Origin of the sequence: Phyllobacterium trifolii, from assembly GCF_014192095.1 — a bacterium.
GTDB lineage: Bacteria > Pseudomonadota > Alphaproteobacteria > Rhizobiales > Rhizobiaceae > Phyllobacterium > Phyllobacterium trifolii.
Map to the genome: position 1 here is coordinate 1 of NZ_JACHXN010000016.1, position 19,385 is coordinate 19,385.

General features: G+C 54.9%; 18 protein-coding genes. 6 read left to right on the forward strand and 12 right to left on the reverse strand.

Features of this window, described 5'->3' with window-relative positions; genetic code table 11:
• Positions 1 to 174: 174 nt before the first annotated feature.
• On the reverse strand, positions 175 to 1,755 hold the full coding sequence (locus tag FHS21_RS21005; RefSeq protein WP_162701905.1) for a CYTH and CHAD domain-containing protein: 1,581 nt from the start codon (positions 1,753 to 1,755) through the stop codon (positions 175 to 177).
• 142 nt (positions 1,756 to 1,897) lie between these two features.
• Between FHS21_RS21005 and FHS21_RS21010 the strand changes: the two genes are divergently transcribed.
• From FHS21_RS21010 to mazG, 3 genes are all read left to right on the forward strand, one after another.
• On the forward strand, positions 1,898 to 2,431 hold the full coding sequence (locus FHS21_RS21010; RefSeq protein WP_112529397.1) for a SixA phosphatase family protein: 534 nt from the start codon (positions 1,898 to 1,900) through the stop codon (positions 2,429 to 2,431).
• A 53-nt stretch (positions 2,432 to 2,484) separates the two neighbouring features.
• Positions 2,485 to 2,793, forward strand: coding sequence for a hypothetical protein (locus tag FHS21_RS21015; protein WP_112529182.1), 309 nt, complete (start codon positions 2,485 to 2,487; stop codon positions 2,791 to 2,793).
• A gap of 93 nt (positions 2,794 to 2,886) precedes the next feature.
• Positions 2,887 to 3,708 carry a nucleoside triphosphate pyrophosphohydrolase gene (mazG, locus tag FHS21_RS21020; RefSeq protein WP_112529183.1) on the forward strand — a complete coding sequence of 274 codons (822 nt, stop codon included), beginning with the start codon at positions 2,887 to 2,889 and terminating at the stop codon, positions 3,706 to 3,708.
• Positions 3,709 to 3,714: 6 nt separating this feature from the next.
• Here the strand turns inward: mazG and hflX are convergent, their stop codons facing one another.
• From hflX to FHS21_RS21055, 7 genes are all read right to left on the reverse strand, one after another.
• Positions 3,715 to 5,124, reverse strand: coding sequence for a GTPase HflX (gene hflX, locus FHS21_RS21025; RefSeq protein ID WP_112529185.1), 1,410 nt, complete (start codon positions 5,122 to 5,124; stop codon positions 3,715 to 3,717).
• Positions 5,125 to 5,132: 8 nt separating this feature from the next.
• On the reverse strand, positions 5,133 to 5,372 hold the full coding sequence (gene hfq / locus FHS21_RS21030) for an RNA chaperone Hfq (protein ID WP_008129219.1): 240 nt from the start codon (positions 5,370 to 5,372) through the stop codon (positions 5,133 to 5,135).
• A gap of 122 nt (positions 5,373 to 5,494) precedes the next feature.
• The gene (locus FHS21_RS21035) at positions 5,495 to 6,361 is read right to left on the reverse strand and encodes a D-amino-acid transaminase (protein ID WP_112529187.1); all 867 of its coding nucleotides are present in this window, start codon (positions 6,359 to 6,361) and stop codon (positions 5,495 to 5,497) included.
• A 12-nt stretch (positions 6,362 to 6,373) separates the two neighbouring features.
• Positions 6,374 to 7,477, reverse strand: coding sequence for a lactonase family protein (locus FHS21_RS21040; RefSeq protein WP_162701906.1), 1,104 nt, complete (start codon positions 7,475 to 7,477; stop codon positions 6,374 to 6,376).
• A gap of 8 nt (positions 7,478 to 7,485) precedes the next feature.
• On the reverse strand, positions 7,486 to 8,250 hold the full coding sequence (locus tag FHS21_RS21045) for an MBL fold metallo-hydrolase (protein WP_112529191.1): 765 nt from the start codon (positions 8,248 to 8,250) through the stop codon (positions 7,486 to 7,488).
• A 111-nt stretch (positions 8,251 to 8,361) separates the two neighbouring features.
• A complete protein-coding gene (gene ntrX, locus FHS21_RS21050; protein WP_112529193.1) occupies positions 8,362 to 9,723 on the reverse strand; it encodes a nitrogen assimilation response regulator NtrX in 1,362 nt (453 codons plus the stop codon).
• Position 9,724: 1 nt separating this feature from the next.
• Positions 9,725 to 11,989, reverse strand: a complete 2,265-nt coding sequence (locus FHS21_RS21055; protein ID WP_112529399.1) for a sensor histidine kinase NtrY-like — start codon at positions 11,987 to 11,989, stop codon at positions 9,725 to 9,727.
• 278 nt (positions 11,990 to 12,267) lie between these two features.
• On the opposite strand from FHS21_RS21055, the gene FHS21_RS21060 reads away from it, so the two are divergent.
• From FHS21_RS21060 to FHS21_RS21070, 3 genes are all read left to right on the forward strand, one after another.
• Positions 12,268 to 13,242 (forward strand): aldo/keto reductase, encoded by a 975-nt coding sequence (locus FHS21_RS21060; protein WP_112529195.1) that lies wholly within the window; start codon positions 12,268 to 12,270, stop codon positions 13,240 to 13,242.
• 189 nt (positions 13,243 to 13,431) lie between these two features.
• Positions 13,432 to 14,220, forward strand: a complete 789-nt coding sequence (locus FHS21_RS21065; protein WP_112529197.1) for a GGDEF domain-containing protein — start codon at positions 13,432 to 13,434, stop codon at positions 14,218 to 14,220.
• Between the two features lie 124 nt (positions 14,221 to 14,344).
• The gene (locus FHS21_RS21070; RefSeq protein ID WP_112529199.1) at positions 14,345 to 14,854 is read left to right on the forward strand and encodes a DUF1993 domain-containing protein; all 510 of its coding nucleotides are present in this window, start codon (positions 14,345 to 14,347) and stop codon (positions 14,852 to 14,854) included.
• Positions 14,855 to 14,914: 60 nt separating this feature from the next.
• Here the strand turns inward: FHS21_RS21070 and FHS21_RS21075 are convergent, their stop codons facing one another.
• The 4 genes from FHS21_RS21075 to dusB form a co-directional block, all read right to left on the reverse strand.
• On the reverse strand, positions 14,915 to 15,391 hold the full coding sequence (locus FHS21_RS21075; protein ID WP_112529201.1) for a YfbU family protein: 477 nt from the start codon (positions 15,389 to 15,391) through the stop codon (positions 14,915 to 14,917).
• Positions 15,392 to 15,591: 200 nt separating this feature from the next.
• Complete coding sequence (gene ntrC / locus FHS21_RS21080; protein ID WP_112529203.1) at positions 15,592 to 17,052, reverse strand: nitrogen regulation protein NR(I); 1,461 nt, start codon at positions 17,050 to 17,052, stop codon at positions 15,592 to 15,594.
• Positions 17,053 to 17,054: 2 nt separating this feature from the next.
• Positions 17,055 to 18,209: a two-component system sensor histidine kinase NtrB gene (locus FHS21_RS21085; RefSeq protein WP_112529205.1), complete on the reverse strand. Its 1,155-nt coding sequence runs from the start codon at positions 18,207 to 18,209 to the stop codon at positions 17,055 to 17,057.
• Complete coding sequence (dusB, locus tag FHS21_RS21090) at positions 18,209 to 19,198, reverse strand: tRNA dihydrouridine synthase DusB (RefSeq protein WP_183663841.1); 990 nt, start codon at positions 19,196 to 19,198, stop codon at positions 18,209 to 18,211. Before dusB ends, FHS21_RS21085 begins: the two co-directional genes overlap by 1 nt.
• Positions 19,199 to 19,385 lie beyond the last annotated feature (187 nt).

Genomic DNA, 19,385 nt, shown 5'->3' on the forward strand with positions numbered 1-19,385 from the left:
GCCAGCAGAAGTCTTCCGGCAAAAACTGCTCGCACAGAGGCGGCGGGCGGGCTAGCCTCTCATTGTCGCAGGTCGCGGTTCGCCATGAACTCACACACTTCAGATGGAATCTACAGTCTCACCCACAACATACATGGGCGCTTCGCCCAATACGAAGATGCAGGTTCGCTGGACTTACCAGAACTGTGCGGTTCGTTTGAACTTGCCCCACCTGTTGTTCATCCGGCTGGCGCTCGTCGTTTCGAGATGCCCCTGCCAGCCGATCACAGCGCCAATGGCTCGATGCAGGTCGGGACTTTCCGCACGTTCCCGGATATTCGACAGAAGAGTTCGCGAAGTTCTGATATCATTGGCTTCGCCCAGTACATCCTGCAGTCGAGACAGCTGCTTGAGATATTTTCCGGTCGACGCCCGGTTTGCAAAAAGTGGCAAAAAGAACTCTGTAGCATAGCGCAGTTTCTTCAAGGTCAGTCGCAGCTTGTGCCGCGCTTCAGGTCGAAGATGGCGAAAATGCCGCCCGCGCTTGAGTACCTTTCGCTCGATGCGGGTAAGGACGTTGGACGCAAATTTCGTTAGTGGCTCGGCAAGTGTCCGCAGATCCTCGCTGGCAACCTCGTTTCTCCAGCTTTTCCGCAGAATAACGAGCCCCAGTGACAAAAGAAAACGGTTGGTTTGCGGGTCAGCGATATTATCGCGCACAATGCTATAGCCCTCATTCCGGAATGGCACGCTCGCGTCGCGCAAGCTGGAGAAGTCGATGTCCGGCAGATTGGTCTTCTCGATATCGGAGAGCGTTGAGCCGATAAAAACATCCCAGTTGCGTGCTGGTCCCAATGTTCGTGCGAACCGCCTCGCCTCGCCATCGAGTCCCTGCAGTGATGGCGTCTCAAACTCGCGCCGTAAAAAATACAAGGCCGTTCGCAGACGTCGTAACGCCACACGCAACTGATGGACGCCTTCGCCGCCATTTTCTGCCGGAGACAGATTTGCCAGTATCTGTTGTTGGCAGCTCGACAGGAGTTTGGCGATACCTTCATCCACGGTATCCTGATAATCAAGACTAGACGACGACGCCTTCACAGCCACTGGATCATTACCAAGCGCGAGTGCATAGCCACGCGCGGACTTGCTCTGGGTTTCAAGGCACAGCGGCGAAATATCCATCAAGCCGAGGCCGAGTTGGTAGAGCGCTGCTGCCCTGCCCTGTTTCAATTCAAGTTCGACCTCGCATAGCGGTTTGCATTGCGATCCGGCCTCTACCACGCCATCGTCGAACGCAACCTCGATCTGCCCCTCAGACACATCGACAGTAACCCGATGCCGGCGCACTCTGGTGATAAAGATCGGCACGAGTTGGTTGACTGCGATTTTGTCGAAAATCCCATCGATTTCCGACACTGGCAGCGCTCCGAGATCCGGGGCCAAGGTCTGGACCGGCGCTTCCCATTCATCGCGCGTCAGTGCATCATCGACGGACACTCGCTTGATGGTTTGCACCAGGCACTTGCCGCTGCGCCGAACCCGCAGGGAAATACCGGCGCCAAACAACTTATGGTCAGCCGTATCGTAATACGTCGTTTCCAACCGGCGTATCGTACCCTTGTTCCGGGAATCTTGCAGAATAACAGGGGACGTTCGAATCCGGTCGAGCGAACCTGGAGAGGCACGCAACTTCAGTTCGACTTCGACCGGAGCCGGTGGAGAGGCAACATCGACATCCTTGAGGCTCGCTCGCTTCTCCTTATCACGATCCACCGCGATCATCCTGTAAAACGCCTTTCTTATTTCCTTCCCATCTCAATTCTATATTATCCCGTAGGACCCAAATTGGTAGTGCATCCAGCCCTGCCTGTTCGGATCGACAGTCGCAATCTCGACCAATACGGTAAGACTGATGATGCGCAGGCTAATGCTTCTTCGTCATGCCAAGTCGGACAGGCCCGACAACGTTGACGACCACGCGCGCCCGCTTGCGGAACGTGGCCGTCGGGCGTGCCCGCTGATGGGCGCCTACATGGTGGAGCAAGGACTTCTACCCGACCTTGCCATGATATCAAAAGCCCGTCGCACCAGGGAAACATGGGAACTTATCCGAACTGTTTTCCCGAAGGACATAATGCAGATCGACGAGCCGCGCCTCTACGATGCTTCCGCAAAGGCGATCCTTGACGTCATCCACGAAACGCCACCTGATGTTGAGGCGTTGCTGGTCGTCGGACATAATCCCGGACTCCATGAGCTTGCTCTCAAACTGATCAGAACGGGAAGCCAGCAAAATCTATCCCGATTGCAACAAAAATACCCAACTGCGGCGCTTGTCGTGATCGACTTCGATGCCAGCAAGTGGAACGTCATAACCGAAAGCACCGGCCAGCTCGAACGGTTCGTGACGCCGAAGTCGATCAGCAGCGGTTTATCCGGATTGGTGTAGTATGTGTCATCGCTACAAGCGGCGTGAATCCGTTAAGCTACAAGAGCGGGAGGATGTCAGCCATACGCAAGGTGCTAATCATTTCCCTGCTCTTCGCAGCTCCCGCGTTCGCTCACGACGCCCCGCTTGGCTGGGCCTATGGTGCTGAATGTTGCAGCATGACCGACTGTTGGCAGGAGAAGGATAGCGCCATCCTGGAAACGCCAAATGGCTACCGCGTTGTCGTTACCGGGGAATTGATCACCTACGGTGATAGCCGCATCAAACCGTCGAAGGACCAATTTTTCCATCGCTGTACTGTCGGCGCCGACCCCAAAGCAAGGCGATCGATCTGCCTCTATGTTCCGCCAAGATCGTTATAGAAGGCCTATCCCCCGGCGTGCACGTTGTGGACAAGCAATTAACGGCAGCGCTTCGTCATATTCGCCGCCAATGACTTGGCCTATTCTACGCTCATGAAACCATCACGCGACATAACCCGCTTGCTCGACATTATGGTTGCATTGCGGACGCCGGTAACGGGCTGCCCCTGGGATCTCGAACAGGATTTCAAATCCATCGCGCCGTACACGCTCGAGGAGGCGTTCGAAGTGATCGATGCCATCGAGCGCAACGACATCGACGATCTGCGTGAGGAACTCGGCGACCTTCTGCTGCAGGTCGTCTTCCACGCTCGCATGGCCGAGGAGCTCAAGGCGTTCGATTTTGGCGATGTGGTTCAGGCCATCACCCACAAGATGATCCGCCGTCATCCGCACGTTTTCGGCGAAGAAGCTGCCCGCGGTGCTGGTATGGCCAAAGGCATGTGGGACAAGATCAAGGCCGAGGAAAAAGCCGAGCGCCGCGAACGGCGCGCCGCGCTCAATCCAGGTCTGGCCGAAGCGGACGGTTTTCTCGACGATATTCCCCATGGCTTCCCAGCGCTGATGCGGGCTCTGAAACTGCAGCAGAAGGCTGCGAAAGTCGGTTTTGACTGGTCTGAAGCTGCGCCTATCCTCGACAAGATCGAGGAGGAAATCGGCGAGTTGAAGCAAGCAATCGCTAGCGGCGATCGACGCGATACCGAAGAAGAATATGGCGACCTGCTCTTTGCTCTCGTCAATCTCGGCCGTCACCTGAAGCTCGAGCCCGAAAGCGCCTTGCGCGGAACGAATGAGAAGTTCCGCAAACGCTTCCATTACATCGAACGCAAACTGGCCGAACAGCAACAGTCTCTCCACGCCGCAACGCTCGAAGAAATGGAAGCGCTGTGGCAGCAAGCCAAGACGGCGAAATGAATCCGCTTACCTGCTGTTCCTGCTTAGCATCTTCTCGTCGAGCATGGCTTGCGAGTTGACGGTCATATCCATCGTCAAGGCGATTGAACCGTCATCGAGATCTTTGCGCTTCACATTGCTGGAATGCTGATAAATCCAGTCCATGAGGCGCATCTGGTTGTGCTGCAACGTGACCTTGACCTTGGTGAGCTTGCCGGCGATCCGGTCCTCGATTTCCTTGAGCAAGGCGTCCACGCCCTCACCCGTGATCGCCGAGACGGGGATCGGATGCTCATTGCCAATCGCCGCGGCGCTCAAGCGCTGCGCTGCCTCGCGGCCGGCATCGTCCAGCAGATCTATCTTGTTCCAGACTTCGATGATGCGCTTCGTATCGCCGCGCTCGATGCCGAGGCTTTCCATAATCGCGTGCACATCTTCCGCCTGTGCTGCAGTGTCCGGATCGGAAATATCGCGCACATGCAGGATGAGATCGGCCTCGACCACCTCCTCCAGTGTCGCGCGGAACGCGGCGACAAGATGCGTCGGCAAGTTGGAAATGAAACCAACCGTGTCCGAGAGAATGATCGTTTCGCCATGTGCAAGCTTGATGCGCCGCAGCGTCGGGTCCAGCGTCGCGAAGAGCATGTCTTCCGCAACGACCCCTGCTCCGGTCAGGCGATTGAACAGCGTGGATTTTCCAGCGTTGGTATAGCCAACCAAGGCAACAACCGGATGCGGCACCTTCTTGCGTTTGGCCCGGTGCAGCGTACGCGTACGAACGACCGTCTCAAGCTCCCGCTTGATGCGCAGGATCTTTTCCTGCAGGGCGCGCCTGTCGGCCTCGATCTGCGTTTCACCCGGACCACCAAGGAAGCCACCACCACCGCGCTGACGCTCCAGGTGGGTCCAGCTGCGCACCAGGCGGCCCTTCTGATAGGTCAGGTGCGCCAGTTCAACCTGCAGCGTGCCCTCTTTTGTTTGAGCACGGCGGCCGAAAATTTCGAGAATGAGCCCTGTTCTGTCAAGAACCTTGGCGTTCCATTCTTTTTCTAGATTGCGCTGCTGTACCGGCGTCAAGGAGTGATCGACGATCACGAGCTCCGCGTGCGAAGCCTCAACGATTTCGGCGATGGCTGCAACTTTGCCAGTACCGAGCAATGTAGCCGGGCGCGGCGCAGAAACCTGAACAATATCCGAATGGACAATGTCGAGGTCGATCGCTCGCGCAAGCCCCTCAGCTTCTTCGAGCCTGGCCTCATCGCTGCGCTGGAACTCATGCTGAAATTGGGACCGATTAATCTCGCCATTGCCACTATTACTGAAGCGTTGTGGCAAAATTGGCACGATGACAACCGCACGCGTAGCTTCCCTGGCGGTTTCGCCGTTATCAGCAATCCCACCAGTTTTCTGTGCGTTGCGCGTAAAGTCCTTGGTCAAATGTGGTCTCAGTCGCTCTCTTCAACTTCGAACATCTGCACGGGCTGGCTCGGCATGATGGTCGATATAGCATGTTTATAGACGAGCTGTGAATGGCCGTCGCGGCGCAAAAGAACGCAGAAGTTGTCGAAAGATGTAACAATTCCAGTCAGTTTTACACCATTAATGAGGAATATTGTCAGAGAAATCTTCTGTTTTCTGACTGAATTCAGAAAAAGGTCCTGAAGATTCTGCGATCGTTCAGCCATTGTTTTTGTCCTTTTATGCGATCAGCAAACGTGTCTCATACAAAATTCTGCGGCGGAAGCAAACTTTCTTTGCTCCAGCAGGAGGTGAAAAATAGCGCTCTGTTAGTCCCCTCACTCTCCGGTTAACAGGATGGCGTTTTTTCCGCAATGTCAAAAAACGCTTCCCGCAAGGAAAGTGTAGTTGTTCCAGGATGGCCATTTGCTACCGATTCGCCGTCAATCGCAACGATTGGCATGACAACTGTTGACGCAGCGGTCATGAAAACTTCCTTGGCCTTCTTTGCTTCATCGACCGAAAAGCCCCTCTCTTCGATCTGCAGCCCCAACGTTTTTGCCACGTCGAAAATGGTGGTGCGAGTGATACCGCGCAAAATGCCGGTCTCGGCAGGGCGCGTGACCAGAACGCCATCCTTGGTGACGATCCAGGCATTCGTCGCAGCGCCTTCCTTCACGATACCATCCCTATCGATGAACCACGCCTCCTGAGCGCCTTGATCCTTCGCCTGCTGACGGGCCAGCACATTTGGCAACAAACCAATGGACTTGATGTCGACACGATCCCAGCGGTTTTCCTGCGTGGTTATCACCTTGATGCCTTTGGCTGCCCGAGCGGCCGATGCGGCAGGGCTGGTACGCTTCGCGGTGACCACAACGGCAGGCGGTGTATCTGGCGACGGAAACACGTGATCGCGCCTGGCAACGCCGCGTGTGACCTGCAAATAGACAAGACCGTCGTGAACCCGGTTCCGTCGGACGACTTCCTTGATAATGACCTGGAGTGCCTTGCGAGCCATTGGCCAGGAAATCTTCAATTCAGAAAGCGAACGATTCAACCTGTCGAGGTGGCGGGTCATGTCCATGATATTACCGCGTGCTATCTCGCAGACTTCATAGACGCCATCAGCGAACTGATAGCCGCGGTCCTCGATGTGGATACCGGCTTCGGAATGCTGGACATATTGACCGTTTACATAGGCAATGCGCGACATCGCGGCTCCTTTTTAGTGGAATGTACCGAATACGATGCGCATGGGCGTCTCCAGCGCAACGCGTTTTCCGGTATCCTCAAGCGCACCCGTATGAATATCGCGTTTGAAGATGGCGATGCCACCACCTTTCTGATTGGCGACCAGCATGAACTTGCCGGACGGGTCAATTGCGAAATTGCGCGGACCAATCCCTTGCGACGGTGTCCAGCCGATCAAGGCAATTTCACCCGAAGCTGCGATAGCATAGTTGACAATACTGTTGTGACCACGGTTGGATCCATAGAGGAACCGACCGTCGGGGCTCACGGCGATTTCCGCGCAGGTATTGGTTCCGGTGAAGCCCTCCGGCAGTGCCGGCAATGTCTGGATCACGGTGAGTGACGCGTTTTCTGGATTGTAATCCAAAACGGAAACGGTGCTATTCAACTCGTTGATGACATAGCCAATTTTGCCATTGGGGTGAAAAATCATGTGGCGTGGGCCGGCCCCTTCTGGCATTTGCGTAAATGGTGTTACGGCAAGGGACAGGCCCTCGCCTTTCTTCGGCAACCTATAGGCCATGATCCGGTCGAGCCCGAGATCGCAGACAAAGACGGTCCGATTATCGGGGCTTGCAACCGCACAATGGCCGTGCTGGCGCCTGTCGGTCGGCAGAATAGCGTTCTGGCCTTCATGGATCGCAGCGGCAAAGGCAGGCTCCAACCCGCCGTCTGCTCGTAGCGCAAAGGCAGTAATCGCATTACCCGGCCGCGCACCCAATTCAGCGACTGTGTAGTTCGACGCGAAGATCATTTCGCGGGTCTGGTCGAAACCGAGATGACAGGTAGTGTTACCCAAGGTCGATTGCATATTGATGTAGGACAGCGCACCGGTCGAAGGTTCGATGTCGAAGGCGGCGGCGAGATTCTCGTTCCACGCCGGAACTTCCGCAGCAGCGTAGAGGCGCTTGCGCTTTTCATCAATCGCCAGATATCCTGGATTGTCGATCGCCAGATATTCGCTTGCGAGCGTCATATCTCCCGTCTCATCATCGAATTGAAAAACACTGATGCCCTTTCCCTTACCGGGTAAGGCATTGCGATTCAGGTTACCGACAAAAGCAAAGGTTTTTGGCATTGTTGATCTCATGCGTTCGGGGCGGAGAGGTGGAGAATCTCGCCGTCGCTGGGAATAAGCAGCTTATGCTTAGCGATGTCATGGGCGTTCGCATAGGCCTGCAGATCATCGCGGGAAACGGTCGCGTGATCCAATGCTTCCATATGCGTCGCAATGATTCTCGTATCTTCGGGAGCAATACGGCAGATCTCGATAGTCTGCTCGGCATCCATGACAATCAGCAGATCGTCCCATTTGGCTCCGCAGGAATGGGTGATGATAATGTCCGGAGCAAATGTAGCAATTGTTTCGCGCACGGGCGGATAGAGGATCGTATCGCCAGCCCAATAGATCGATGGTTCGCCGTCTGCCTCGATCGTGAGGCCGATGACGTTTCCCATCTTTTCGAGCACAGGACCAGAGCCGTGATTGCCGTCGCGGCGCGTTAAACGAATACCCTCATATGTCAATCTATCTGTCAGTGGCGTAACATCGGTGAAGCCGAATGACCGGATTTTTTCCTCGTCGCCTGGTTGGCAAATGAGAGGCAGATGTTTGGGAACGAGCTCCTGCGCGACCTTGTCGAAATGATCCGCATGCAGATGCGAAACAATAACAAGTTCCACTCCGGCAAGGATTTCATCCGTCGATACCGGAAGTTCGACCATTGGATTGGGTGAGCGGCCGGTGAAGGATGGACGGCTGTGCTTCGACCCGAAATCCGGATCGATCAGGATGGTCGTTCCAGCATAATCAAGTTTCAGCGTTGCGTTGCGGAGGAGTTGCAATTTCATAGGGTTGCTTCTCTTTCTGGTGATATTCCACGACATTGCATTAAACGTTCATGCAAATCGGGAGCAAGGGTGTGCTGGACGTCGAAGGGCTGCCAAAACTAGATGCCTTGATCAGACTCCGAGGGACTTGAGCTTGCGGTGCAGTGCTGACCGTTCCATACCAACGAATTCGGCCGTGCGTGAAATGTTTCCACCAAAGCGATTGATCTGGGCGATCAGATATTCCTTCTCAAACCGCTCGCGTGCTTCGCGCAATGGCAGCGCCATGATGTGCTGGTCCGATTCCGTAGGTGGTTTTGGCAGTGTATCGCCAATCTCGGCGGGCAGCAGATCAGCGGTAATCACCGATTCAGGATCGTCGCCCCGGGCAAGAATGATCAGGCGCTCGATATTGTTGCGCAACTGGCGAATGTTGCCCGGCCATGAATGCGACTGCAGCACTGCCATCGCATCGGGGCCAATCTTCCGCGGCTTGATACCCGCCTGATCGGCGATCTGCCCCATAAAGAACTCGACAAGCGCAGGGATATCATCCCGCCGGTCAGCCAATGGCGGGACGATGACCGGAACGACGGCGAGCCGATGAAACAGATCTTCGCGGAAACGTCCCTCGGCAATCATTGCCTCGAGGTTCTGTGCGGTCGAGGAAATAATACGAACATCGACCTTGATCCGCTTGGTGCCCCCGACCCGCTCGAACTGCTGATCCACCAAAACGCGAAGGATCTTGTTTTGGGTCTCTCGCGGCATGTCGGCTATCTCGTTCAGATAGAGAATACCGCCATGCGCTTCTTCCAGGGCGCCGACCTTGCGCTCACCACCATCGGATTCGGTGCCAAATAGTTCGACTTCCATTCGTTCCGGTGTGATCGTTGCCGCGTTCAGATTGACGAACGGTCCTTTGGAACGCGTCGACAGGGCATGAATGGCACGCGCGGTCAGTTCCTTGCCTGCACCGGAAGGGCCTGTGATCATGATGCGGCTGTTGGTTGGCGCAACCCGTTCAATGGTCTGGCGAAGATGATTCATGGAGAGCGAACTGCCAAGAAGTTCAAAGCTTTCGCTCGAGCGCTTGCGCAGGTCGGAAACCTCGCGGCGCAGCTTCGATGTCTCCAATGCCCGCTCGGCAATCAGGATCAAACGGTCAGCCTTGAAAGGCTTCTCGATAAAATCATAAGCACCGCGGCGAATGGCCGAAACGGCCGTTTCGATATTGCCGTGGCCAGAAATCATAACTACCGGAATCTCCGGATGCCGCAGCTTGATCTCGTCCAGCAGCGCCAAGCCATCCAGGCGGCTGCCCTGCATCCAGATGTCAAGGAAAATCAACCGGGGTATGCGGTCGTCTATCGAAGCGAGCGCGCTATCCGCGTCGGAAGCGACGCGGGCCTCATAGCCTTCGTCGCTGAGAATGCCAGCCACAAGTTCACGGATGTCGACCTCATCGTCGACCACAAGAATGTCAGATGCCATATTAATTCACCTGTTTTGCCGATTTATCGGTCTCTGCTTCGACCGGCGTAACGGTCTGTGTGGTTGGAAAAGTAATGCGGATCATGGCGCCCCGGCCCCCGTAAAAATCTTCCGGCGCGTCATGCAATTCGAGATGTCCGGCGTGGTCCTCGACAATCTTTTTGACGATGGCAAGACCAAGTCCGGTACCCTTTTCGCGAGTCGTCATGTAGGGCTCGAGTAGCCGCTGGCGATGTTCGCGCGGCAGGCCTTTGCCATTATCAAGTATCTCCACGACGATCGCCGCTTCATCCTGTCTGGATCTGACAAGAATGTGTCCGTTCGTATGAGTCTCTTTCACAATGGATTCAACGGATTCAGCGGCGTTCTTGATAACATTTCCGAAAGCCTGTCCCATCAAACGACTATCAAACTGACCGATGAGCGGGGTACTGCCAAAGTTGCGCTCGAAACGGATATCGCTGCGGCTGACCTCCACGAGGAACGATGCCTCGCGCAGAGCCTCGCGCAAATCCATAGTTTTGATCTCCGGCTTCGGCATACGTGCGAAGGAAGAAAATTCATCGACCATGCGGCCTATATCACCGACCTGCCGAATGATCGTTTCAGTACATTGGTCGAAAACTTCCCGATCTTCGGTAATCACCTTGCTATAGCGGCGGCGCAGGCGTTCAGCCGAAAGTTGGATCGGCGTCAGGGGATTCTTGATCTCGTGAGCGATGCGCCTTGCAACGTCAGCCCATGCAGACGAACGCTGCGCCTCGACCAGATCGGTGATATCATCCACGGTCACAACGTAGGAATGATCAATCGATTCAGCGTCTTCTACGGTAATCTGGACGTTGAAGGTCCGCGCGCTGCCGCGCCGCGACATGGTCACCTGCTCGCGATAAACGGAGCGGCCCGTTGCATGCGCGACTTCGAAAACAAGTCCGATCTCCGGAACGAGCGCAGTCAGGTTCTTGCCAATCGCGGTTGCCGGGTCGAGCGAGAGCATCGTTTCAGCAGAACGGTTGACAATGCCTATGACGCCATCGCCATTCACACTGATGACGCCAGCGGTCACACCTGAAAGCACGGCTTCGGAGAACCGTCGCCGCTCATCGATCTGATCTTTGGCGGCAACGAGATCACTGCGCTGAGTCCCCAACTGCCGAACCATTGTGTTGAACGTCTGCGAAAGCGAACCAATATCCCCGTCATTGCGATGTACGGGAACCGAGACATCGAGATTACCGGTTGCCACATCATCAGCTGCACCAATCAACAGCCGAATGGGGCGGACGAGCCGGTCTGCAACAGCTATGCCAGTCCAGATAGCCGATAGGAGCAGCGTCAGGGTCAGGCCGAAATAGAGCAGCGCAAAAAGGATCTGTGTGGTGACCCCGTCGCCGGCGGATGCTTGCTCGTCAGCGGTTCGTTTCTCCATCAGTCGGCTCGAACTGAGAATGTCTGCATCGACGGGCCTTACGGTATAGAGAAACAGACCCGGTATTTCACGCATCATGATGACTGCACTGAGAAGATTGGTTTGTTCTGGCGGAATAAGCACGGGCTTGCCGTCCGATGCAGTCTCCAATACCGACCTTGCTACTGCAGGTATGGCGATATCGGTCTTGATGTCGGCGCGCACAGCGGTTTCACCATTTGACCTGACAAGTGATGCGCCAAGAAGCCCCCTCCCCAGCGCCTGTTGCGTGAGTAAACGGGTAAATCCGCTGCGATCGAGATTATAAAGCGTGCGCTGGCTATCGAGGTCATTGACCATTTCCAGCGTCGTGCCTTGCAAATTGCGTGCACTTTCCTGGATGTAGGAATTGGCGAGGCTGATCGACGAATTCACGATGGTCGTACTTCGCATCTCGAACCAGCGGTCAAGTCCGAGATCGAGTGTAATGGACGCGACAATAGCGACGATCATTGCCGGCACGGCGGCGACGAGCGAAAACAGCACGATTAAACGCACGTGCAGGCGAGACGCGGCTTTCCCGCGTGTTCTTGCGCGCGCGATACGGTAGGCTTCACGTCCAATAAGCATCATGAGGGCCGCGATGAGAGCGGCATTGATACTTGTGAGCAGCAACGTAGTCTGGCTGTCCGGGTGGATCGGCGTCATTCCGGTCAGGATCAGAAAAGTGACACCCGTCGTGAGAAGTGCGAGAACAACCGTGGCAATTCCGGCCCTTGAATAAAACTTCTGTATGCCGCCGCTTGTTGCGCCAGCTGCCGAATTTCCAGATAGGTTGACCGAATTCGATAAAAGCATTGCTGTCGTGATTCCCAACACGTGGCACTCATGCAACACATTGTGGCGGAAATGCAACGTTTTGCCGCGAAACAATGCCATTGTTCAACACTTACCCACAATTGCAAGATCTGTGTCGGACCAACCTCGCGTCAATTTGTTGTTACAGGTTCGTATCGGCATTTCAAAATTAACAAAACGGCTTACGACTGTGGAGACATCGTCCATTTGCCGCGTTGGCAAGAGCCGCCTGCAACAGGCTCCAACGTTCGTGCTTAGACTAAATATGGAGAACTGTGATGGAATATGTACGTTTCGGAAACACCGGCCTGGAAGTGTCGCGTATATGTCTCGGCTGCATGAGTTACGGTGAGCCTGATCGCGGCAACCATGCTTGGACGCTTTCAGAAGAAAAAAGCCGGCCATTCATCAAACAAGCGCTGGAACTTGGTATAAATTTTTTCGACACGGCAAACGTTTATTCAGACGGCTCCAGTGAGGAGATTGTGGGCCGTGCGCTCAATGATTTCAGTACGCGCGAAGAAGTTGTCATCGCCACAAAAGTGAACAGTCGTATGCGCCAAGGGCCGAATGGCGCAGGCCTTTCCCGCAAGGCCATCTTCGCGGAAATTGATGCAAGCTTGCGCCGGCTGGGCACTGATTATGTCGACCTCTACCAGATCCATCGCTTTGACTACGAAACGCCTATCGAAGAAACATTGGAAGCTCTTCATGAAGTCGTGAAATCCGGCAAGGCGAGGTATATCGGGGCATCTTCCATGTATGCCTGGCAGTTCGCTCAAATGCTTGCGACCTCTAGTCAGAAAGGATGGACACGCTTCGTTTCCATGCAAGACTACGTGAACCTCCTCTACCGCGAGGAAGAGCGGGAAATGTTACCGCTGTGCAAGGCCGAGGGTATTGCCGTCATTCCATGGAGCCCCCTCGCCCGCGGCCGGCTCACGCGTGACTGGGACGAGACGAGCGCCCGTTCTGAAACCGATGAATTCGGCAAAACGCTTTATGCCGGCACTGAAGATGATGACAAGAAGGTTGTAAGTGCAGTCGCAAAGATAGCAGAGCAACGGAAGCTGCCACGCGCACAAATAGCACTTTCCTGGGTTCTGACCAAGGTTACTTCGCCTATAGTTGGCGCTACGAAAGCATCACATCTAGATGATGCTGTTGCGTCTCTTCAAATAAAATTATCTGACGACGAAATTTCTGCGCTAGAAGCGCCCTATATTCCCCATCACGTCATGGGTTTTGTTTGATAGGAAATAGTTTGCATCCTTTTGCGATAGTTCCAGCCGCGAGCGCGTTTATAAAACATGTGGCTGAAATAATTTGCCTCAGATGAACATTCGATAAAAAATAACAACAGTTAAAATTACACTCTTCGTAAAGAGCTTTCCTTATGGTCCTGTCGATATATGGAGTAAGAACACACTCGGCGGACGGCAATGACGACCTACGATTTATGGATGACGAAATTCGGTGACTTGCCACCTATAAAACAGGTCGCGATCATGGTCGGCATGGCGATTGCTGCCTCGGATTTGCTCACGGTTCTTTTCTTCCTGGTCGTAAGACTGGATCGTCTCGATGTGGCGCTCATCGTCACAACAATCATTGTTGTTATCGTGAGCGTCCCGCTCGGCGCTTTTCTCGTCGGGCTTAACTATCGTCTCAAGCAAACCGCACTGAGACTCGACCTCGCTCTGCGCAAAGATGATCTCACCGGCCTCTCGAACCGTAACGAATTCTACATGCAAGCGCAGAAACAGATTGCCTTGTGCGACCGGGAAAAAAGTGCCGGTGCAGTCCTCTATATCGATGCTGATCATTTCAAGTCGATCAATGACCGGTACGGCCACGCCGTTGGAGACGGGGTGCTGCAGGAGATTGGAATCCTCATCCGTTCCACCATCGGTGAGTGGGATTTCGCCGCGCGGTTCGGCGGTGAGGAGTTCGCCATTTTCCTGACGGGTGCGGATCTTGGAAAGGCCGATTGGATATCGCATCGGGTGCTCACAGGTGTTCGGGATATCTCAAAATATCTCCGGATAAGCGATCTCGACATCACGGTAAGCGTCGGGATATCAATCCACCGACCTGGACAGGATCTGGAGGAGGCGTTGGTTGCTGCTGACAAGTGCCTCTATGCGGCGAAGAACCAGGGGCGGAACCGCATAGTTCATGCCGACGAGAGTCCCGCCACAATTTTCGAACCCAAGCTTCGCAAGATTTAGCGACCGGGTGGCCTTGAAAAAGAAAGGCCACGACGTATTTGCGCTTGGCACGCTACAATGTCACCAAAGCCATTCTTATCTCATCTCTATCCGCAAATCCGGCGATGCTTCAAGGGGTACACATATGTCATTATCCATGCACAAGATTTCCGTTCCGGCGTTTGTCCGTGGTTTCTCCGTTCTTTCGTCGTTGATCGACAAGGCCGAGGCATTCGCAGAGGAGAAGAAAATTGCTCCGGCAGTTCTCGTCAATGCACGTCTGGCGCCGGACATGCTGCCGTTCTCCGGCCAAATCCAGCGGGCTAGTGACACATCGAAGGGCGTAATCGCCCGCCTGACGTCGGTAGAAGTTCCAAAATTCCCCGATGAGGAAGCGGATTTTACCGAGCTGCGCGAACGCATCGCCAAGACAGTTGCATTTTTAGAAAGCGTCGATCCGTCAGCGCTTGATGGCACTGCGGATAAGGAAGTCACGCTGAAATTCGGCAAGATGGGGGTAACGTTGAGCGGCGAAGACTACATTCAGAAATTTGTTCTGCCGAACTTCTATTTTCATGTCACGACAGCTCAAAACATTCTGCGCCACAACGGCGTGCCTGTCGGGAAACTCGACTACCTTGGCTCATTGGGTTGAACGTCAAGCCTGAATGATTGTGGCCGGCATTGCCGGCCACAACATTTATATTTGCGTGGATCAAGCGACCAGATGTTCGATCTGGTCAGGGGAAAGCTCACGCTTTCTGCCGATTTCGTCCCAGCGCTTCAGCATGGTGCGATATTTTTCAAGCTGCAGTTCCGGCCGATTGTCAGGGCTGTTGGAGACTTCCAGCGGGAACTTCAGGATGTTGCTGAGGAAGTCGGCATAAGCGAAACGCTCGTCAGGCTGGCCGGAGCCAAAGCCAACAAACTCCGTTTTGCCCGGCATGTTACTGGCCGCACCCCCACTTGAAGCCTTTATTGCGCGGAACAGCGCAAGGATGTCGTCCATTTCCTGGGCCTCTTCCTTGCTCAGTGTCGTCGTTGAAATTCCGAGATCCTCATAAAGACTCTCGAAACCCTTCTCCACGACTTCTTGATGCCGCGCGTAGAGGCTCGATTTTTGAGGATCAAGCTTCTTCAAGATTTCGTACTGATTGAACAACATCAATCGTTCTGCAAAACTGAACACCATGCACCTCCGTATGATCCAATAGCAATTCGGCGCTAACCGATTGCGTTTAATTCACGAGATTTCTGGTGATTACTCTGCACATACTCACCTTAAAAAGGCTCTGTTGCAGTAGTTACAATTTTATCTTCTGTTGATATTGTTAGAACTGGTGAATCATTTGCTAATACTTAATGATTTCTTAAAAAGCGAATGCCGCCTGTTCAGCGTTCGCTCTTGGTGCTCTTGTAGATGTTGACGCCCAGTTCGCGGATTTTCTTGCGCAGTGTGTTGCGATTGAGTCCCAGCAATTCGGCAGCCTTGATCTGGTTCCCATGCGTCGCCGTCAGGCAAGAAAGGATAAGTGGATACTCCATCTCCTCCAGCACGCGCTGATAAAGACCGACGGGTGGCAGGTCATCCCCATAGGAAAGGAAGTAGCGCTGCATGTTCAGTTCGACCGCCTGGCCGATAGTTACATCCTGGTCCGCCATTGAATTCGACGATGGCTCGGTTGGCCGCAGGTCGGCCTTGAGTTCAGCCTCGATGACGTCCGCATTGATCTCTTCCTGGGGGTAGAGAGCGGCAAGACGGCGGACGAGGTTTTCCAATTCGCGCACGTTACCTGCCCAAGGGTAGCGCCGCATAAGATCTAGGCCATCAGCCATGATACGTTTTTCAGGCAGACCGTCTTTCGCTGCCATCTTGAAAAAATGCCGTACGAGATCCGGAATATCTTCGCCGCGTTCGCGCAAGGGCGGCAGGCGCAGCGGCACGACATTGAGACGGTAGTACAGATCTTCGCGGAAAAGGCCCTGATTGATCAGGGTACGCAGATCCTTATTGGTGGCAGCAACGATGCGCACATCGGTCTTGATCGGTGTGCGCCCGCCGACGGTCATGTATTCGCCCTGCTGCAAAACACGCAAAAGCCGCGTTTGCGCTTCCATCGGCATATCGCCGATTTCGTCGAGGAACAGCGTGCCGCCGTCCGCCTGTTCGAAGCGTCCGCTCGACCGGTTCTGCGCGCCAGTGAAAGCCCCGCGCTCATGGCCGAACAATTCCGACTCGATAAGGTCACGCGGAATCGCTGCCATATTGATGGCGACGAACGGACCTTTGCGCCGGCGGCCATATTCATGCAGAGCCTTCGCCACAAGCTCCTTGCCAGTGCCCGACTCCCCGGAAATCATGACCGTCAGATCGGTTTGCATCATGCGCGCCAATACCCGATAAATGTCCTGCATCGCTGGCGAGCGGCCGACCAGCGGCATTGTATCGGGTTGCTCGTCGGAAGCCCACTTCTCCGGTTTTTTCTTCGGTTCAGAAAGTGCCCGTCCAACAATGCTGACCAGTTCCGTCAGATCGAACGGTTTGGGCAAATATTCGTAGGCTCCCGCCTCAGAGGCGCGAATGGCAGTCATGAAGGTGTTTTGCGCACTCATGACGATGACGGGCAGATCGGGTCGCGATTTTTTGATGCGTGGTAGAAGATCGAAAGCGTTTTCATCGGGCATCACCACGTCGGTGATCACGAGATCGCCATCGCCCGCCGATATCCAGCGCCACAAGGTAGCTGCATTCGACGTTATGCGGACGTCATAACCTGCACGGGAGAGCGCCTGATTGAGGACCGTTCTGATTGCTGCGTCGTCATCTGCGACGAGAATACTGCCCAAACTCATAATCAGGACCCTGCTTTCTTCGTATATGGACTGTCGTCTGCATGGTCGTCATCGAGCGGACCGCTCTGCCATGCGGGCATGAGAATTCTGAACGTCGTCTTGCGCGGCACGGAATCGCATTCGATAACACCGCCATGGTCCCCGACAATCTTGGCGACCAAAGCGAGGCCAAGCCCGGAACCATTCGGCTTTGTGGTTATGAACGGATCGAAGAGATGTGGCATGATATCGGGCGTCACACCCGCACCCGTGTCCGAAACGCAAAATTCGAGCGGCAGCGACACCCGAGTACGCATACCTGGAACCGACAGGCGGATACCTGGACGGAACGCGGTTGAGAGCGTGATTTCGCCTGGCTCGTTGGCGCCGATGGATTCGGCTGCATTTTTTACGAGATTGAGGAACACCTGAACGAGCTGATCGCGATTTGCGAACACGTAAGGCAACGACGGATCATAGTCCTCGTGAAACTTGATATGGCTGGCAAAACCATTCTTGGCGATGGCTTTGACGTGATCCAGCACCACGTGAATGTTCACCGCTTCCCGTTCTATCGGGCGTTCGTCGGAAAAAACTTCCATACGATCGACGAGTGACACGATCCGGTCGGTCTCATCGGTGATCAATCGTGTCAGCGCCCGGTCATCGTCGGAAAGGCCGGTCTCAAGCAATTGCGCGGCTCCCCGGATGCCAGAAAGCGGGTTCTTGATCTCGTGCGCCAGCATGGACGCGAGGCCGGTAACGGAACGCGCGGCGCCACGGTGCGTCATCTGCCGATCAAGTTTTTCCGCCATCGAGCGTTCCTTGAAAAGGATGACGATCGAACCCGGCGATTCACTGACGGGAGTGACATAGAGATCGACAATCCGGTCCTGGCCGAGCCGTGGTGACGAGACATCGACGCGGTATTCGTTGACCGGTGATGGGCTTTCGCGCACTTGCTTGACCAGCGCCAGCAGTGGGCTGCCGAACGGCAGCAGCATATCGAGCGTGTTGCGGCTCAAAATGTTGGCGCTTGAGCGGAAGAACGCTTCAGCATCGGCGTTGGCATAGGAAATATAACCTGCATCATCGAGCATGATCACCGGGTGCCGGATCGAATTCAGGACGATGCCCGCCAACCGGTCTCCCAGCATAGATTTATCCGATGCTGTCATCAGGCCACCTTCCTCATTTCTTCTGTATTTGAGAGCGCAGCGTGGAGACGTCGTGCAACCTGTTGCGGATTGGTTTCGGTCATGATCGATGCTCGAACGAGTGGTCCTGCGTCGAACCCATGTTTGTCGAGATACCAGCCAAGATGCTTGCGCGCGTGGCGAATACCCGTGGCCTCGCCATAATGCGAGAGCATCGCTTCGTAATGCGCGACTGCATAATCGGCGATCATGTGTCTGGCATCTGGTCCGTTTCCTTGAACAATCATCCCCGGCAGCCAAGGTTGGCCGTAAGATCCGCGCCCTACCATGACCGCATCCGCTCCGGAGGCCTCAAGAATTGCCATTGCATCGGCGCGGTTCTGAACGTCGCCATTTGCCACAAGCGGGATCGAGATTGCGTCTTTTACAGCTCGAATGGCGTGCCAATCAGCTTTGCCTTCGTAGAACTGGCAGCGCGTGCGGCCGTGCACAGTGATCATCTTGACACCGGCCTGCTCTGCACGCACAGCTAGCTCCGGTGCGTTGATGCTGGCGTCATCCCAGCCAAGCCGCATTTTCAACGTAACTGGAACCCGCACAGCGCCGATCGTTGCTTCGATCAGTGTCAAAGCGTGATCGAGATCGCGCATGAGTGCCGAGCCTGACAAGCCGCCTGTTACCTTTTTGGCGGGGCAACCCATATTGATATCGACGATATGAGCGCCCTCGCCTTCGGCGATCCGCGCTGCTTCAGCCATCCATCGGGTTTCACGGCCTGCGATCTGCACAACGTGCGTGCCCAATCCATCGCCCCTGAGGCGCAACAGGTTGCCGCGGTCGCGCGTGCAAAGCTCTGCGCTTGCAACCATTTCCGATACCACCATACCGGCCCCCGCCTGCCACGCCAGCTGGCGGAACGGCAGGTCGGAGACGCCAGACATCGGCGCCAGAAACACGCGGTTTCGCAAATGTACCCCGCCGACATCCAGTGGTTGATCCAATTCGATCACGCGATTCTGCCTGTTTCGTATGCAATTTCGTAATAGCCTATCCTTTAGACAGATCGTTGCCTCTTCGCAAGGCATTGCGCACCGTGAATGGCCGGATTTCGACCCGGGCGTTGCTAAAGTTCTGGTCTTTCCGTTTGGCAAAGGGTAACGCAGTCTGCATCGAACGGAGAGAAGCGTGCCGGGGAAG

Bases quoted from the DNA above. Each gene is read 5' to 3' on its own strand.
- mazG (WP_112529183.1), top strand. From the start codon at position 2,887: ATGAAACCATCACGCGACATAACCCGCTTGCTCGACATTATGGTTGCA.
- FHS21_RS21010 (WP_112529397.1), top strand. From the start codon at position 1,898: ATGCGCAGGCTAATGCTTCTTCGTCATGCCAAGTCGGACAGGCCCGAC.
- FHS21_RS21065 (WP_112529197.1), top strand. From the start codon at position 13,432: ATGACGACCTACGATTTATGGATGACGAAATTCGGTGACTTGCCACCT.
- FHS21_RS21040 (WP_162701906.1), bottom strand. From the start codon at position 7,477: ATGCCAAAAACCTTTGCTTTTGTCGGTAACCTGAATCGCAATGCCTTA.
- FHS21_RS21075 (WP_112529201.1), bottom strand. From the start codon at position 15,391: ATGGTGTTCAGTTTTGCAGAACGATTGATGTTGTTCAATCAGTACGAA.
- ntrX (WP_112529193.1), bottom strand. From the start codon at position 9,723: ATGGCATCTGACATTCTTGTGGTCGACGATGAGGTCGACATCCGTGAA.
- FHS21_RS21085 (WP_112529205.1), bottom strand. From the start codon at position 18,209: ATGACAGCATCGGATAAATCTATGCTGGGAGACCGGTTGGCGGGCATC.
- hfq (WP_008129219.1), bottom strand. From the start codon at position 5,372: ATGGCTGAACGATCGCAGAATCTTCAGGACCTTTTTCTGAATTCAGTC.
- FHS21_RS21045 (WP_112529191.1), bottom strand. From the start codon at position 8,250: ATGAAATTGCAACTCCTCCGCAACGCAACGCTGAAACTTGATTATGCT.
- FHS21_RS21015 (WP_112529182.1), top strand. From the start codon at position 2,485: ATGTCAGCCATACGCAAGGTGCTAATCATTTCCCTGCTCTTCGCAGCT.
- FHS21_RS21055 (WP_112529399.1), bottom strand. From the start codon at position 11,989: ATGCTTTTATCGAATTCGGTCAACCTATCTGGAAATTCGGCAGCTGGC.
- FHS21_RS21060 (WP_112529195.1), top strand. From the start codon at position 12,268: ATGGAATATGTACGTTTCGGAAACACCGGCCTGGAAGTGTCGCGTATA.
- FHS21_RS21070 (WP_112529199.1), top strand. From the start codon at position 14,345: ATGTCATTATCCATGCACAAGATTTCCGTTCCGGCGTTTGTCCGTGGT.
- ntrC (WP_112529203.1), bottom strand. From the start codon at position 17,052: ATGAGTTTGGGCAGTATTCTCGTCGCAGATGACGACGCAGCAATCAGA.
- FHS21_RS21035 (WP_112529187.1), bottom strand. From the start codon at position 6,361: ATGTCGCGCATTGCCTATGTAAACGGTCAATATGTCCAGCATTCCGAA.